This is a genomic window from Streptomyces sp. NPDC024698 (genome assembly GCF_055559015.1).
Genome location: NZ_JBVHLK010000003.1, coordinates 591,905 through 606,554, shown reverse-complemented (window position 1 = coordinate 606,554; position 14,650 = coordinate 591,905). Strand labels below are relative to the sequence as shown.

General features: G+C 73.6%; 15 protein-coding genes. 9 read left to right on the top strand and 6 right to left on the bottom strand.

Annotation, left to right across the window (positions count from 1 at the left end):
- Positions 1-51: 51 nt before the first annotated feature.
- Complete coding sequence (locus ACZ4AA_RS10600) at positions 52-582, bottom strand: gamma carbonic anhydrase family protein (protein ID WP_467598719.1); 531 nt, start codon at positions 580-582, stop codon at positions 52-54.
- A gap of 143 nt (positions 583-725) precedes the next feature.
- Here ACZ4AA_RS10600 and ACZ4AA_RS10595 point away from each other — a divergent pair, with 143 nt between their 5' ends.
- On the top strand, positions 726-1,544 hold the full coding sequence (locus ACZ4AA_RS10595; RefSeq protein ID WP_467598716.1) for an acyltransferase: 819 nt from the start codon (positions 726-728) through the stop codon (positions 1,542-1,544).
- 22 nt (positions 1,545-1,566) lie between these two features.
- Here the strand turns inward: ACZ4AA_RS10595 and ACZ4AA_RS10590 are convergent, their stop codons facing one another.
- Positions 1,567-2,424, bottom strand: a complete 858-nt coding sequence (locus ACZ4AA_RS10590; RefSeq protein ID WP_467598713.1) for an EamA family transporter — start codon at positions 2,422-2,424, stop codon at positions 1,567-1,569.
- A gap of 93 nt (positions 2,425-2,517) precedes the next feature.
- On the opposite strand from ACZ4AA_RS10590, the gene ACZ4AA_RS10585 reads away from it, so the two are divergent.
- Together ACZ4AA_RS10585 and ACZ4AA_RS10580 are read left to right on the top strand one after the other, a co-directional pair.
- On the top strand, positions 2,518-3,090 hold the full coding sequence (locus ACZ4AA_RS10585) for a helix-turn-helix domain-containing protein (RefSeq protein ID WP_467598710.1): 573 nt from the start codon (positions 2,518-2,520) through the stop codon (positions 3,088-3,090).
- A gap of 89 nt (positions 3,091-3,179) precedes the next feature.
- Positions 3,180-3,740 carry a YbaK/EbsC family protein gene (locus ACZ4AA_RS10580; protein ID WP_467598707.1) on the top strand — a complete coding sequence of 187 codons (561 nt, stop codon included), beginning with the start codon at positions 3,180-3,182 and terminating at the stop codon, positions 3,738-3,740.
- A gap of 202 nt (positions 3,741-3,942) precedes the next feature.
- Here the strand turns inward: ACZ4AA_RS10580 and ACZ4AA_RS10575 are convergent, their stop codons facing one another.
- Complete coding sequence (locus ACZ4AA_RS10575; protein WP_467598704.1) at positions 3,943-5,064, bottom strand: cation diffusion facilitator family transporter; 1,122 nt, start codon at positions 5,062-5,064, stop codon at positions 3,943-3,945.
- Positions 5,065-5,125: 61 nt separating this feature from the next.
- Here ACZ4AA_RS10575 and ACZ4AA_RS10570 point away from each other — a divergent pair, with 61 nt between their 5' ends.
- Positions 5,126-5,485, top strand: a complete 360-nt coding sequence (locus tag ACZ4AA_RS10570; protein WP_467598701.1) for an ArsR/SmtB family transcription factor — start codon at positions 5,126-5,128, stop codon at positions 5,483-5,485.
- 57 nt (positions 5,486-5,542) lie between these two features.
- Here the strand turns inward: ACZ4AA_RS10570 and ppk2 are convergent, their stop codons facing one another.
- The 3 genes from ppk2 to ACZ4AA_RS10555 form a co-directional block, all read right to left on the bottom strand.
- Positions 5,543-6,475: a polyphosphate kinase 2 gene (gene ppk2 / locus ACZ4AA_RS10565; RefSeq protein WP_467598698.1), complete on the bottom strand. Its 933-nt coding sequence runs from the start codon at positions 6,473-6,475 to the stop codon at positions 5,543-5,545.
- 190 nt (positions 6,476-6,665) lie between these two features.
- The gene (locus ACZ4AA_RS10560; RefSeq protein WP_467598695.1) at positions 6,666-7,073 is read right to left on the bottom strand and encodes a CoA-binding protein; all 408 of its coding nucleotides are present in this window, start codon (positions 7,071-7,073) and stop codon (positions 6,666-6,668) included.
- A gap of 23 nt (positions 7,074-7,096) precedes the next feature.
- A complete protein-coding gene (locus ACZ4AA_RS10555) occupies positions 7,097-7,969 on the bottom strand; it encodes an alpha/beta fold hydrolase (protein ID WP_467598963.1) in 873 nt (290 codons plus the stop codon).
- Between the two features lie 293 nt (positions 7,970-8,262).
- Between ACZ4AA_RS10555 and ACZ4AA_RS10550 the strand changes: the two genes are divergently transcribed.
- The 5 genes from ACZ4AA_RS10550 to ACZ4AA_RS10530 all read left to right on the top strand — a co-directional run bounded on the left by ACZ4AA_RS10550 (position 8,263) and on the right by ACZ4AA_RS10530 (position 14,624).
- Entirely contained in the window at positions 8,263-9,012 is a 750-nt protein-coding gene (locus tag ACZ4AA_RS10550; protein WP_467598692.1) for a hypothetical protein, read from the top strand.
- Positions 9,009-9,551 carry a SixA phosphatase family protein gene (locus ACZ4AA_RS10545; RefSeq protein WP_467598689.1) on the top strand — a complete coding sequence of 181 codons (543 nt, stop codon included), beginning with the start codon at positions 9,009-9,011 and terminating at the stop codon, positions 9,549-9,551. The genes ACZ4AA_RS10550 and ACZ4AA_RS10545 overlap by 4 nt, the downstream gene beginning before the upstream one ends.
- Positions 9,552-9,672: 121 nt before the next feature.
- Positions 9,673-10,299 carry a YigZ family protein gene (locus ACZ4AA_RS10540; protein ID WP_467598686.1) on the top strand — a complete coding sequence of 209 codons (627 nt, stop codon included), beginning with the start codon at positions 9,673-9,675 and terminating at the stop codon, positions 10,297-10,299.
- 109 nt (positions 10,300-10,408) lie between these two features.
- Positions 10,409-11,572: an exonuclease SbcCD subunit D gene (locus ACZ4AA_RS10535; protein WP_467598684.1), complete on the top strand. Its 1,164-nt coding sequence runs from the start codon at positions 10,409-10,411 to the stop codon at positions 11,570-11,572.
- A 55-nt stretch (positions 11,573-11,627) separates the two neighbouring features.
- Complete coding sequence (locus tag ACZ4AA_RS10530; protein WP_467598681.1) at positions 11,628-14,624, top strand: AAA family ATPase; 2,997 nt, start codon at positions 11,628-11,630, stop codon at positions 14,622-14,624.
- Positions 14,625-14,650: the final 26 nt, after the last annotated feature.

The following is a 14,650-nucleotide window of genomic DNA, read 5'->3' as shown; positions in this document are numbered from 1 at the left end:
GAGCTCATGGGCCGGTCCCGGCACCCGCGCCGCCGCGTGGGGCGAGGCCGCCTACGTGTGGATCTCGCGGTGTGCCTTGGCCAGCTCCATGTAGAAGACGCCGTTCAGCGAGAGGCCCTCGCGCTCCTCGTCGGTCAGCGGGCGCTTGACCTTCGCGGGAACCCCGGCGACGAGTGAGCCGGGCGGTACCCGCATCCCCTGCGGCACCAGCGCCTGCGCGGCCACCAGCGAGCCGGCTCCGATCACGGCCCCGTTGAGCACCGTGGCCCCCATGCCGATCAGGCAGTCGTCCTCCACGGTGGCGCCGTGCACCACGGCGTTGTGGCCGATCGAGACCCGCTCCCCGACGGTGATGGGGAAGCCGGGGTCCACATGCAGCGTGCAGTTGTCCTGCACGTTGCTGCCCGCGCCGATGACGATCGGGCCGCAGTCGGCGCGCAGCACCGCGCCGTACCAGAGGCTCGCGCCCGCCTCCAGCGTGACGTCTCCGATGACCACGGAGGTGGGGGAGACGAACGCCTCCGGGTCCAGCCGCGGATCCTTGCCGCCGATCCCCTTGATCAGCGCCTGCTGCGTCGTCACCGTGTCACCGTCTCGTCGTCTCGTGGTCGGGTCCCGCTGAGTACACCGGCACCGTATGCCATCGCCCCCGCGTACCTCCGGTGGGGCGAAGATCACAGCCGTGTGACCGCGTCGGCGTGCCCCGCCCTGAGTACCGTGAACGCGTGTCCAGGAGCAAGAACACGTTCTCATCATGGCGGCGACGCCTCGCGCAGCGCGCCGTCCACGCGGGCTGGGCCTGGATGCGGCGCGCGGGAACGGTCTCGGCCGAGCAGCCGGGCCGTTTCCGTTTCGGTGCCATCGGCGAGAACACCCGGCTGGCCTTCCCGCTGGGCACGGTCTTCGGCGAACCCTGGATCCACCTCGGCTCGTACTGCATCGTCGCCGAACAGGTCACGCTGACCGCCGGTCTCATGCCCGATCTGGACCTCGGCCCCGACCCGATCCTGCGCATCGGGGACGGTGTGGTGCTGGGCCGCGGCAGTCATGTCATCGCCGACACGACGGTCACGATCGGCAACGACTGCTACTTCGGGCCGTATGTGTACGTGACCTCCACGAACCACTCGTACGACGATCCGCATCAGCCCATCGGCAAGCAGTGGCCGCGGATGGAGCCCGTGGAGATCGGGCCCGGCTGCTGGATCGGGACGGGCGCGGTGATCCTTCCCGGCGCGCGGATCGGACGGAACGTCGTCGTCGCGGCGGGTGCGGTCGTCCGGGGGCAGGTGCCGGACCACTCCGTCGTCGCCGGGGCTCCCGCGAAGGTCGTGCGGCGCTGGGACCCGGTCGCCGGATGGCAGCCGCCGCTGCGTACGCCGCCTCCGGTGCCGATCCCCGACGGGGTGACCCCCGAGCAGCTCCAGGCGCTCGCGGAACTGGACGAGGAGACCGTGGCACGGCTCGCGGAGCTGGATCTCGACGCGCGGGACGCGGCCGAGGACGTGCACGCGAACTCCGGGGACGTCCGCGCCGAGTCCTGACCCCGGGAACGGTCCCGGGGGCTCAGCCGGTCGCCAGCAGCACCGTGCCGACCAGCGCCAGGGCCGCCCCGGTGGCCTGCACGCCCCGCAGCCGTTCCCTGAGGACACCGCGCGCGGCCAGGGCCGTGACCACCGGATAGAGCGAGGCGAGGACGGCGGCGACGGTGACCGGGCCGTGCTGGGCGGCCACCGAGTACGTGCCGTTGGCGGCGACGTCGGCGAGGCCCACGAACGCGAGCGCGGGCAGGGAGGCCCAGGGGAACCCGCCCTCGGGCAGGGCCCGGGCGCCGCGCCGGACGGAGAACGCCAGGGCCGCGCCGCCGGTGACCACATTGGTCAGACGCTGCACGAACAGCGCCAGGAAGAGCCCGGTGACCGAGGACGACGCCTCCGCGATCAGCGCGAACACCGTGCCGAAGCCGGCGGCCGCGATCAGCGTCAGCAGGATCGCCTGCCGCTGCACGGGCGCGCCCCGCAGCTGGGGACCGCCCGCGAGGGCGACACCCGCCACGGCGACCGCGATCCCCGCGATCTGTGTCAGCCCCGGGCGCTCCCCGAGGAACAGCCCGACGCCGATGGGAACCGCCACGGCCAGCGAGCCGAGCGGCGAGACCACGCCCATCGGTCCGAGCGCGAGAGCCTTGTAGAAGGAGAGCAGCGCGACCGGACCCACCAGACCGGCGGCGACCGCGAACCACAGCTGCGGTCCCGCCGCGCTCCAGCCGCCGGTGGCCAGCACGATCGCGCCGAGGACCACCGCGGCGATCGACTGGGAGGCGACGACCACCGTGAGGGCGGGGGTGCGCCGGGTCAGCAGACCTCCGCCGAAGTCGGCCAGGCCCCACAGAAGGCTGGTGGCCAGGGCGAAGAGTGCTGTCACGGGGGCCCTCGCAGTACAGTTCGGTGAACGATCAGGTGCACCACACGATAGTTCATCTGATTGAACTCTGTCATTCACAATATTGGACGGAATGTGTCGGATCTCGACCTGCTGACTCAGTCCCTGGCGCGCAACATGAAGCGCTGGCGATCCGAGCGCGGCTTCACCCTGGAGACGCTCGCCGCCCGCTCCGGAGTCAGCCGCGGCATGCTCATCCAGATCGAGCAGGCCAGGACCAACCCGAGCCTGGGTACCGTCGTCAAGATCGGTGACGCGCTCGGCGTCAGCATCACCACCCTGCTGGACTACGAGCAGGGGCCCAAGGTGCGGATCGTCCCCGCCGACCAGGCCGTCAGGCTGTGGCACACGGAGGCGGGCAGCTACAACCGGCTGCTGGCCGGCACGGAGGCGCCCGGCCCGCTGGAGATGTGGGACTGGCGGCTCATGCCCGGCGAGGGCAGCCCGTCCGACCCGCATCCCGCGGGGACCGTCGAACTCGTGCACGTCATCTCGGGCGACATGACCCTCACCGTCGACGGGGTCGAGCACCGCGTGCCCGAGGGGGCGAGCGTGTCGTTCGAGGCCGACACCCCCCACACGTACGCCAACACGGGCGAGGTCCCGGTCGAGATGGTCATGGCCGTCTCGGTCCCGCTCGTGCACTGAGGTCCGCGACCCCGTCCCGTCCCCGAAGGACCGTTCCCGGAGGGCAAGGCGGGCGCCGGGCGCGCCCACCGGACTGTTAGCGTGCCGTCATGCGCGCGCCCATCGGACACTTCGACGATGCCTGTCCGGCCCCCGACCGTCTGGACGAACTCGTCCGCCCCGTCGCCGACGCGGTGCGCGGCTGGCGCGGCGGTACGCCCGCCGAGCAGATCGTCTACGTCGAGACGAACCCGGAGTGGGCCGACACCGCCGTCTTCGTGGAGCACTACGGCAAGGAACTGCTCGACACGTCCGCCAACTGCGTGGTCGTCGCGGGCAGACGAGGCAGCGAGACCACCCTGGCCGCGTGTGTCGTCCTGTCCGCCACCCGCGTCGACGTCAACGGCGTCGTACGACGGCAACTGGGCGCCCGCAAGGCCTCGTTCGCCCCGATGGACCTCGCCACGGGCGAGAGCGGCATGGAGTACGGCGGCATCACCCCCGTCGGACTCCCCGCGGACTGGCCGGTGTTGGTCGACGCGGCCGTCGTCGCGCTGCCGTACGTGCTGGTGGGCAGCGGACGCCGACGCGGCAAACTCCTGGTGCCGGGCAAGGCGTTCGCGGAGCTGCCGAACGCGGTGGTGCTGGAGGGACTGGGTGTCGGCGTCTGACGCCCGCCTGCCGCTGAGGTGTGACCGCCCCGCCGATTGACTTCTCGTCGACGGGCCGGTGCCCCGTCGTGACCGCGACCGTGACTGCGACCGCGGAAGGTCACGGCCTTGGGTGGTCGCGACCCCGGACGGGGCGATGTCCGACGGGACCAGGGCCTCGCCCGGGCGCGAACCGGGGGCGGAGGCCGGCGGCGGGGTCCGTTCACGCGGCCGTGTGATGTGCCAGCGCCCGATGGGGGTCCGCCGCGCCCGGTGCCGGCGCCGGATCGGCGTGGACCAGGGCGGCGGTCAGTCTCGGGACGGCGTGCAGCAGGGCGTGTTCGGCGTCCACGGTGATGTCGTGGGCGTGCCGCACGGTCGCCTCGCCGTCCACCACGACCGCCACCTCGGCGCGCAGCCTGTGCCCGATCCAGCGCAGCCGCAGTTCCCCCACGTCACGCACCCCCGGAACCTGCCGCAAGGCGCGTTCGGCCCGGTCCACCAACTCCGGCTCCACGGCGTCCATCACGCGCCGGAAGACCTCCCTGGCGGCGTCGCGCAGCACGAGCAGGATCGCGGCGGTGATCGCCAACCCCACCAGCGGGTCGGCGAGTTGCAGGCCGAGGGCGGTGCCACCCGCACCCACCAGCACGGCGAGTGAGGCGAACCCGTCGGTACGGGCGTGGAGTCCGTCCGCGACCAGTGCGGCGGAGCCGATCTCGCGCCCGACGCGGATGCGGTACCGGGCGACCCACTCGTTGCCGGCGAAGCCGAGGAACGCGGCGGCCGCCACCACCGGAAGGTGCCGCACCGGCTGGGGGTCGAGCAGCCGGCCGACGGCCGCCCAGGCCGCGAAGGCGCCGGAGGCCGCGATCGTCAGGACGATCATGATGCCCGCCAGGTCCTCCGCCCTGCCGTAGCCGTAGGTGAAGCGCCGCGTCGCGGCCCGGCGGCCCAGGGTGAAGGCGACCGCGAGCGGCAGGGCGGTCAGGGCGTCGGCCGCGTTGTGCACGGTGTCGCCGAGCAGCGCGACCGATCCGGACAGTGCGACAACGGCCGCCTGCGCCAGGGCCGTCGTGCCGAGGACGGCCAGGGAGATCCACAGTGCCCGCATGCCCCGCGCCGATGCCTCCAGCGCGGAATCGAGCTTGTCGGCCGCCTCGTGGGAGTGCGGGGAGAGGAGATGGCGCAGCCGGCCCAGGCGCCCGTGCGGATCGTCGTGCGCGTGACGGTGGGGCCGCCCGCCGGTGCCCTCGCTGTCCTCGCCGCCGTGGCCGCCGCTGCCGTGGCCGTCCGCGTGGTGATGGCCGTGGTGGTGCCGGTCGTGGTCGTGCCGGTCGTTCACGTGCGTCCCCTTCCGTGCGCGGGAGTGGACGCGCCGACGCCCACGGGGCCATTATGTGCGTATGAGCGCACGCATGCACCTGTCACCTGCACATGCTGCGCACCCGCGCACCCCGGGCGAGGAACAGTTCGCGCTCGCCGCCGAACTCCTCGCCCTGCTCGCCGACCGCACCCGCCTGACGCTGCTGCACACGCTGACCGGGGGAGAGGCCGATGTCACGACGCTGACCGAGACCTGCGGAGCCGCTCGTCCGGCGGTCAGCCAGCATCTGGCCCGGCTGCGTCTGGCGGGGCTCGTGAACACGAGAAAGGAAGGGCGCCGGGTGATCTACTCGCTCGGGGACGGGCATCTGCGCCGGGTGGTCGACGAGGCGCTGAGCCTCGCCGACCACCGGCTCACCGACCGTCCGGCGCACGACTGAGGCCACCCGCGCGCGGTGGCCGGGCGGGTCAGGGCCGTCCCGTCCGACCGCCGGCGGTCAGCGGGTGAGGGTGCCGTCGCCCAGGACCGGGCGGTCCTCCGCGGGCGTGACGTGGTCCTCGCCCTCGCCCTCCTCCAGCAGGTTCGCCGCCGCGCCCACGATGCTGGGGTCGGGGCTGCCGACGACCTCATGGTCCTTGTCCGCGTAGGCGAAGCGGGCCAGGACGCTGCGCATGGCCTCGACGCGGGCCCGCTTCTTGTCGTTGCTCTTCACCACGGTCCAGGGCGCCTGCGCGGTGTCCGTCTCGCGGAACATGGCGACCTTGGCCGCCGTGTAGTCGTCCCAGAGGTCCAGCGAGGCCAGGTCCATGGAGCTCAGTTTCCACTGCCGTACCGGGTCGACCTGACGGATCGTGAAGCGGGTGCGCTGCTCACCCTGGGAGACCGAGAACCAGAACTTGATCAGGTCGACCCCGTCGTCGACGAGCATCCGCTCGAAGGCGGGCGCCTGGCGCATGAAGCGGCGATACTCGTCGTCGGTGCAGAAGCCCATCACCCGCTCCACGCCCGCCCGGTTGTACCAGGACCGGTCGAACATCACGATCTCGCCCGCGGTCGGCAGATGCTCCACGTACCGCTGGAAGTACCACTGCCCGCGCTCCCGCTCGGTCGGCTTCTCCAGCGCCACCACGCGGGCGCCGCGCGGGTTGAGGTGCTCGGTGAACCGCTTGATCGTGCCGCCCTTGCCTGCCGCGTCGCGCCCCTCGAAGACGACGACGAGCCGTCGGCCGGTCTCCTTGATCCAGCTCTGGAGCTTCAGCAGTTCGATCTGCTGGAGCCGCTTGTGCCACTCGTACTCCTTGCGCTCCATGCGCCGCTCGTACGGGTAGTTCTCCCGCCAGGTGTCCACCGGGCTGCCGTCCGGCCGGATCAGTACGGGGTCGTCGTGGTCGGTGTAGTCCACCCGCATCCCAGCCAGCAGTTCCGTCATCCGGCCCTCCTCCGCCCGTGCCCCGATTGTCCGCCGATCCGTTCGTTCGCGCCGTTTCAGTGATCATCGCGGGAGGGGCGTGATGGTGCCCGTCCCCGATGGAAGCAAGCGGAGGCGTACAGCGGGAGAACCACAGACGAAGAAGCCGAGCCGGAGCCGAGGCCGGGGTGCCGGTCGGGGCGTCCCCGCCTCAGCCCATGCGCGGGATCTCGATCGCCGGGCAGCGGTCCATCACCATGTCGAGGCCGGCAGCGCGGGTTCGCTCGTAGGCCGCTTCGTCGATGACGCCGAGCTGGAACCAGACGGCCTTGGCGCCGATGGCGACCGCCTCGTCCGCCACGGGACCCGCGAGGTCGCTGTTGACGAAGACGTCGACGACATCGACCTCGAAGGGGATGTCCGCGAGCGAGGCGTACCCCCGCTCCCCGTGGACGGTCTCGGCCTTCGGGTGCACGGGCACGATCCGCTTGCCGTAGCGCTGGAGGACGTCGGCGACCCCATGGGCCGCGCGCCGCTCGTTGGACGAGAGCCCGACGATCGCCCAGGTCTCGCCCTGCTCGGTCAGGATCCTGCGGATCGTGTCTGAGTCGCCGTACACGCTCGGCCTCCCTGGGGGCTGGATCAGTTGGTTCCATCCCGCTCAACGGTGGGCGGAGCGTGATGATTCCTCGGGCCGTGCGCCCGCAGGTGGTCGAGCAGCAGACGGTTCAGCGTCCCGGGTGCCTCCTCCGGGATCCAGTGACCGAGGTCCGGAAGGACCTCGAACCGGTACGGCCCCTCGACCCAGCGCGCGGTGTCCTTCGCGGGAACCGGGCCGAACGCGCTGTCCCCCGTGCTCCACACGTACAGCGTGGGCACCTCGATGACGCCGATCGTGCCGTCGGGGCGTCCGGACCGGTACCAGTTCAGCGCCGCGGTGAGGGCGCCCGGCCGGGACAGGTGCCGGACGTAGGCGTCGGCACTGGCCCGCGGGACCCCACCGGCGTAGAGCCCGCGCAGCAGCCCGGCGTCGTCGGCCAGCATGCGCTGCTCGGTCGCGGGTGTCTCGCGCCAGTCGATCATGTACCGGGACCGTGCGCGCTGGTCGTCGTCGGTGCGCAGCGCCTCGGCGAGAGCGCCGGGGTGCGGGGTGGACACGACCGTCAGGGTGCGGACGCGGCCGGGATGGGCCGAGGCGGTCCACCAGGCCACGGCGCCGCCCCAGTCGTGACCGACGAGGTCGAACGTGGACCAGCCCAGCTCCTCCGTGATGGCGACGACGTCCGCGACCAGGAGGCTGATGCGGTAGTCCTCGGCCCGCTCCGGGCGTACCCCCGGGGAGTAGCCGCGCTGGTCGGGCGCCACGACGCGGCAGCCCTCCGCGGCGAGCGCCTCGATCTGCGCCCGCCACGCCAGCCCCGTCTGGGGGAAGCCGTGCAGCAGCAGTACCGGGCGGCCGTCGGGCGGACCCGCCGCGACGGCGTCGAACGCACCGGCGGCGGTGGAGATGCTCATCCGGGTCACGGTCCACTCCTTCATACCGACTGGTCGGTCAGTCCTTGGCCAGCCTTTCGTCGGTGGAAGCGGATTGTCAAGGGCGCGTGGACCCGCGCCCCGATCCCCTCGCCCGGGACCGGCCCGCGACACCGAACGGACCGTACTGCACGCGCTGTTCACGCCCGCCGGGACCCCGCCCGGCCGTCCCGGGACCCGCGGCCGTCGTCGGACACGCGTTCCCCGCGCGGGCGCGTGTCCGGAACGGCCCCCACCTCCCCGCACCCGCACCGACGGCCGCCTAGGCTCACCTCGTGCTCCGTATCATCGACGCCCGTACGGGCGAACCCGTCGACGCAGCCCTCGCCCGCCGCGGTCTGGTCCGCGTCCACGCGCATCCGCCGGGGTCCGACCTCACGGGTCTGCGCGTGCTCCTCGTCGCCGACGTCCTGGTCCGGGCCCTGGAGATCGGCGGCAACCCCGCCTGGACGACGCTGACTTCGGCGCCGGACCCGGTCGACGGGGAAGCCTCCTGGGGCGAGGCGGGGCTCCGGGCGCGCGCCGCCGAACTCGGGATCCGGCCGTTCGAGGAGCACAGGGACACCGAACCGGGACCCGCGGCGACACGGACCGTCGACGTCGTCGGGCAGGGCGCCGCGGTGACGGGCGGACCGCGGGTCGAGGTGGCACCGGTCGCCACCGGGCAGGGTCCCGCACCCGCTCCCGGGGACCCCACGGCGCTGCGGCTCGCGCTGCTCGCCCGGCGGCGGGACCTGCCCCTGAGCCTCGACACCGAGACCGTCGCGGAGGCGGAGGGAACACTGGGGCGCTGGCGCGCCGCCGTCGCCGACTGGGCGACGCGGCCCTCCAAGCCGGTCCCCGAGGACGTACGCCTGCGGCTGCGCGCCGCCTGGGAGGACGACCTCGACATGCCCGCCGTGCTGGACGTCCTGCGGTCGGTGGAGACCTCCGCCGTCCCCGAGGGCGCCCGGTTCGAGACGTACGCCTACGCCGACCGGCTGCTCGGCCTCGAACTCACCCGCGAGATCGGGGCGTCCCGGTGAACGTGCGCGCGGCCGGCGGCCCCAGGCGAAGACTGGTCGTCCTGCGGCACGCCAAGTCCGCCTGGCCGGACGGGGTGTCCGACCACGAACGGCCGCTCGCGACGCGCGGCCGCCGCGACGCCCCCGCCGCCGGGCGCGCCCTGGCGGACGCCGACCTGCTGCCGGACCTCGCGCTGTGTTCGACCGCCGTACGGGCCCGGGAGACCTGGGAGCTGGCGGCGCGCGAGTGGGGCACACCGCCGCCCGTACGGCTCGACGGGCGGCTGTACGGGGCGGACGTAGGGGAGTTGCTGGACGCGGTGCGCGAAGTCCCCGAACACGTAAGGACCTTGCTGCTCGTCGGGCACAACCCGGGGCTCGAGGAGCTGGTCCTGGAACTGGCCGGGGACGGCTTCGACGACGCGCTGGGCCAAGTCCGGACGAAGTTCCCGACCTCGGCCGTCGCCGTCCTGGTCTGGCACGGCAGCGCCTGGCGCGAACTCGCCCCCGGTGACGCGCTGTTGACGGACGTCGTCGTACCGAGGGGCAAGAAGGAGTGAATCCCGGCCGACGTGCGCCCGCGTGGCCTGCCGGACGGCTGCGCCGTGTGATCGCGGATGCGCGCAGGGTCGCCGTCCGGGCCCGTCGGCCGCGCCCGCGCGCAGCGCATACGCTGGGCTGATGCAGGACGAGTACCGCACAGTGGCCCACCCGGGCGTGCACGAGACCGAGGTCAACCGCTCCCGTTTCCTGTGCGCTCTCGCCCCGGCCGCCAGCGAGCGGGAGGCCCAGGACTTCGTCGCGGCCGTCAGGAAGGAACACGCGGACGCCTCGCACAACTGCTTCGCGTACGTCATCGGGGCCGACGGCGCCGTGCAGAAGGCGAGCGACGACGGGGAACCGGGCGGCACCGCGGGCGTCCCCATGCTCCAGATGCTGCTGCGCCGCGACATGCGCTACGTCGTGGCCGTCGTCACCCGCTACTACGGCGGGGTCAAGCTGGGGGCCGGCGGACTGATCAGGGCGTACGGCGGCTCGGTGGGCGAGGCGCTGGACACGCTGGGCACGATCACCCGCCGCCGGTTCCGGCTGGCCACGGTGACCGTCGATCATCAGCGGGCCGGCAAGGTGCAGAACGATGTGCGGTCGACCGGCCGCGAGGTGCGTGATGTGCGTTACGGCGAGGCCGTCACCATCGAGATCGGGCTGCCGGACGCCGATGTCGAGTCCTTCCGGGCCTGGTTGGCCGACGCGACCGCGGGGACGGCCGGCTTCGAGCTGGGCGGAGAGGCCTACGGAGACGTGTGACAAACCGGGCGATCGTGGATGAATGACCCGCGTCCGGTGACGGTCGTGGTGGGCCGATACGGGAGTAACCGCCCGTGATGTCAGACCCGGCCGATACCCTTCGGGGATCATGAGGCTCCTGCACACTTCCGACTGGCACCTGGGCCGGGCGTTCCACCGCGTGAACATGCTCGACGCCCAGTCCCGCTTCATCGGCCATCTCGTCACCACCGCGCGCGAGCGCGACGTGGACGCCGTGGTCGTGTCGGGAGACGTGTACGACCGTGCCGTGCCGCCCCTGGCCGCGGTCCAGCTCTTCGACGACGCCCTGCACCGGCTCGCCGACCTCGGTGTGCCCACGGTCATGATCTCCGGTAACCACGACTCGGCCCGGCGGCTCGGCGTCGGTGCCGGACTCATCGGACGCGCGGGCGTCCATCTGCGCACCGACCCCGCCGGGTGCGGCACCCCCGTGGTGCTGGCCGACGCCCACGGCGATGTCGCCTTCTACGGCCTGCCCTATCTCGAACCCGCCCTGGTGAAGGACGAGTTCGGGGTCAAGAAGGCCGGCCACGAGACCGTGCTGGCCGCCGCCATGGACCGGGTCCGCGCCGACCTCGCCGGCCGCGCGCCCGGCACCCGCTCCGTCGTCCTCGCCCACGCCTTCGTCACAGGCGGCGAGGCGAGCGACAGCGAGCGGGACATCACCGTCGGCGGCGTCGCCTCCGTGCCCGCCGGAGTCTTCGACGGCGTCGACTACACCGCGCTCGGCCACCTGCACGGCAGCCAGACCATCACCGAACGCGTCCGCTACTCGGGGTCCCCGCTGCCGTACTCCTTCTCCGAGGCCGACCACCGCAAGAGCATGTGGCTCGTGGACCTCGGACCCGACGGCTCCCTGACCGCCGAGCGGATCGACTGCCCGGTGCCCCGCCCGCTCGCCCGTCTCCGGGGACACCTGGAGGACCTGCTCGCCGACCCCGGACTCGAGAGCCACAGGGACGCCTGGGTCGAGGCGACCCTCACCGACCCGGTGCGGCCCGCCGACCCCATGGCGCGGCTCGCCGAGCGCTTCCCGCACACGCTCAGCCTCGTCTTCGACCCCGAACGCTCCCCGCAGGCCCCGGACGTCTCGTACGCCCGCCGGATCGCGGGCCGCACCGAGGAACAGATCGCCGAGGACTTCGTGGCCCATGTGCGGGGGACCGGGCCCGACGCCCGGGAACAGACCGTGCTCCGGGACGCCTTCGACGCCGTCCGCGCCGACGAGAGCGCGCGGGAGACCGCCCGGTGACCTCACGTCCGCCGCACACCCAGCGGGCCGACCGCCCGGAGACCGAGGGAAACCGATGAGGCTGCACCGCCTGGAGATCACGGCCTTCGGCCCGTTCGCCGCGACCCAGCGGGTCGACTTCGACGAGCTGTCCGGCGCCGGGCTCTTCCTGCTGCACGGACCCACGGGCGCGGGCAAGACCTCCGTCCTCGACGCCGTCTGCTACGCGCTGTACGGAGCGGTTCCCGGCGCCCGGCAGAGCGCCCAGGGCCTCGGCCTGCGCAGCGACCACGCGGCACCCGACGCCCGCACCGAGATCCGCCTCGAACTCAGCGTCGCCGGACGCCGGCTGGAGGTCACCCGGCAGCCGCCCTGGGAACGCCCCAAGCTGCGCGGCAAGGGCATGACGACCGAGAAGGCCCAGAGCTGGCTGCGTGAGTACGACGCCACGGCCGGCACCTGGAAGGACCTCAGCCGCTCCCACCAGGAGATCGGCGAGGAGATCACCCAGCTGCTGGGTATGAGCCGCGAGCAGTTCTGCCAGGTCGTCCTGCTGCCCCAGGGCGACTTCGCGCGCTTCCTACGGGCCGACGCCGAGGCCCGCGGCAGACTCCTCGGCCGTCTCTTCGACACCCACCGCTTCGCCGAGGTCGAGAAGCGTCTCGCCGAGCGCCGGCGCGCCGCCGAGGCCGAAGTACGGGCCGCCGACACCACCCTGCTCGCCGACGCGCACCGGATGCACCAGGCGGCAGGCCGCACCGTCCAGGAACCGCTGCCCGACCTCGCGCCCGGTGATCCGGGCCTCGCCGAGTCCGTGCTCGGCTGGGCCGCGCTGGCCCGCAGCACGGCCCGCGAGACGCTGGCCGTCGCCCACTGCGCCCGCGGGGCCGCGGAATCCGCCCAGGCCGCGGCCGACCACGCGCTCGACGACGTACGCGAAGTGGACCGGCTCCAGCGCCGGTTCACCGAGGCACAGGAACGGGCCGCACGACTGGAGCAGCGCGCCGACGCCCAGCGGGAGGCCCGCACGCGCATGGAGCGGGCCCGCAAGGCCGAGGCCGTGGCCCCCGCGCTCGACCTGCGCGACGCGGCCGAAGCCGAACACCGACGCGCGAGCGCCGAGGAGACCCGCGCGCGTGCCGCCCTGCCGGAGACGTTCGCCGGCGCCGGAGCGCCCGGACTCGCGGCCGCCGCACGCAAGGCCGCCGAGGAACTGGGCGGTCTGGAGTCGGCCCGCCGCGCCGAGCGGCGCCTCGGTGAACTCGCCGCGGAGCGCGCCCTGCTGGACCGCGAGGAACGCGCCGACGACGACGTCCTCCAGGACGCCGAGAGCTGGCTGGCCGACTGGGAGGAGACCCGCGCCGGTGTCGAGGCGCGGGTCGACACCGCGCAGCAGGCCGCCGCGCGCGCGGAACAGCTCGCCGTCCAGCGCGAACCGGCGTCCAAGCGGCTCGCCGCCGCCCGGCTGCGCGACGAACTGGCCCAGGACACCGAGAACGCCCACGCCCGGAGCCTGGCCGCGCGTGAGCAGGCGACGGGGGCGCACGCCCGCTGGCTCGACCTGAAGGAACAGCGCCTCCAGGGCATCGCCGCCGAACTCGCCGCCGGACTGGTCGACGGCGAGTCCTGCGCCGTGTGCGGGGCCACCGAACACCCGGAGCCCGCGCGGAAGATCGCCGGGCATGTCGACCGCGAGACGGAGGAGCGGGCCCTCGCCGCCTACCGCGGCGCCGACGAGGAGCGCGCCCGGGCCGAGCGCGGGCTCGGCGTCGTACGCGAGGCACTGGCCGCCGCGACCGCCGAGGCGGGCGACGCGCCGACCCATCAACTCCAGCGACAGGCCGAGGAATTGGACCGGCTGCACACCGAGGCGCGGACGGCCGCCTCCGGGCTGCACGCCGCCCGCGAGGCCCGCGAGCAGGCCGAGCGGGAACACGAACGACGGCTGACCGACCGGCAGGAGGCCGGCCGGCGGGCCGCCGCACGGACCTCGCACCGGGACTCACTGGACCGTGAGAAGGCCTCCCTGGAAGGGGAGTTGGAACAGGCGCGGGGCACCGCCGCGAGCGTGTCCGAGCGGGCCACGCAGCTGGAGCGGCAGGTGGCCCTGCTCACCGAGGCCGCGGACGGCGTCCGGGTGGCGGAGGACATCGCGCGGCGCCTCAAGGACGCCGACGCGCGTCTGGCCGACGCGGCCTTGCGCGCCGGATTCGAGACCCCGGCGGCAGCGGCCGCCGCCATGCTCGACGACGTGGCACACCGTGGCCTCCAACGGCAGCTCGACGCCTGGCAGTTGGAGGAGTCCTCGGTGCGCGCCGTACTCGCCGAGGCCGACACGGCGGCCGCGGCGCGGCGCCCCGCGGTCGACGTGCGGGCCGCCGAGCGGACCGCCGAGTCCGCCGCGCGGCGGCTGCGGGAGAGCGCGTCGGCGCGGGACGCCGCGGCCCGGCGCTGCGCCGAACTGGACGCGCTCTCCGCCCACGCGACCGCGGGAGCGCGTCGGCTCGCCCCGCTGCGGGAGGAGCACGAGCGGGTGGCCCGTCTGGCGGGACTCGCGGCCGGCACGTCTGCGGACAACGAGCGCAGGATGCGCCTTGAGGCGTACGTCCTCGCCGCCCGGCTGGAACAGGTCGCCGCCGCCGCGACCGTCCGCCTCCAGCGGATGTCCTCGGGGCGCTACACCCTGGTTCACTCCGACGACCGGGCCGGCCGGGGGCGCAGCGGCCTCGGATTGCATGTCGTGGACGCCTGGACCGGACGGGAGCGCGACACCGCGACCCTCTCCGGAGGCGAGACCTTCTTCGCCTCCCTCGCCCTGGCCCTCGGTCTCGCCGACGTGGTCACCGACGAGGCCGGCGGGGTACGGCTCGACACGCTCTTCATCGACGAGGGCTTCGGAAGCCTCGACGACCAGACGCTCGACGAGGTGCTGGACGTCCTCGACTCGCTGCGCGAACGCGACCGCAGCGTGGGCATCGTCAGCCACGTCGGGGACCTGCGCCGCCGCATCCACGCGCAGCTGGAGGTCGTGAAGGGCAGAACGGGATCGGTGGTACGGCAGCACGGCGCGTGATCGTCGCCGGGGACGGCCCGCCGACC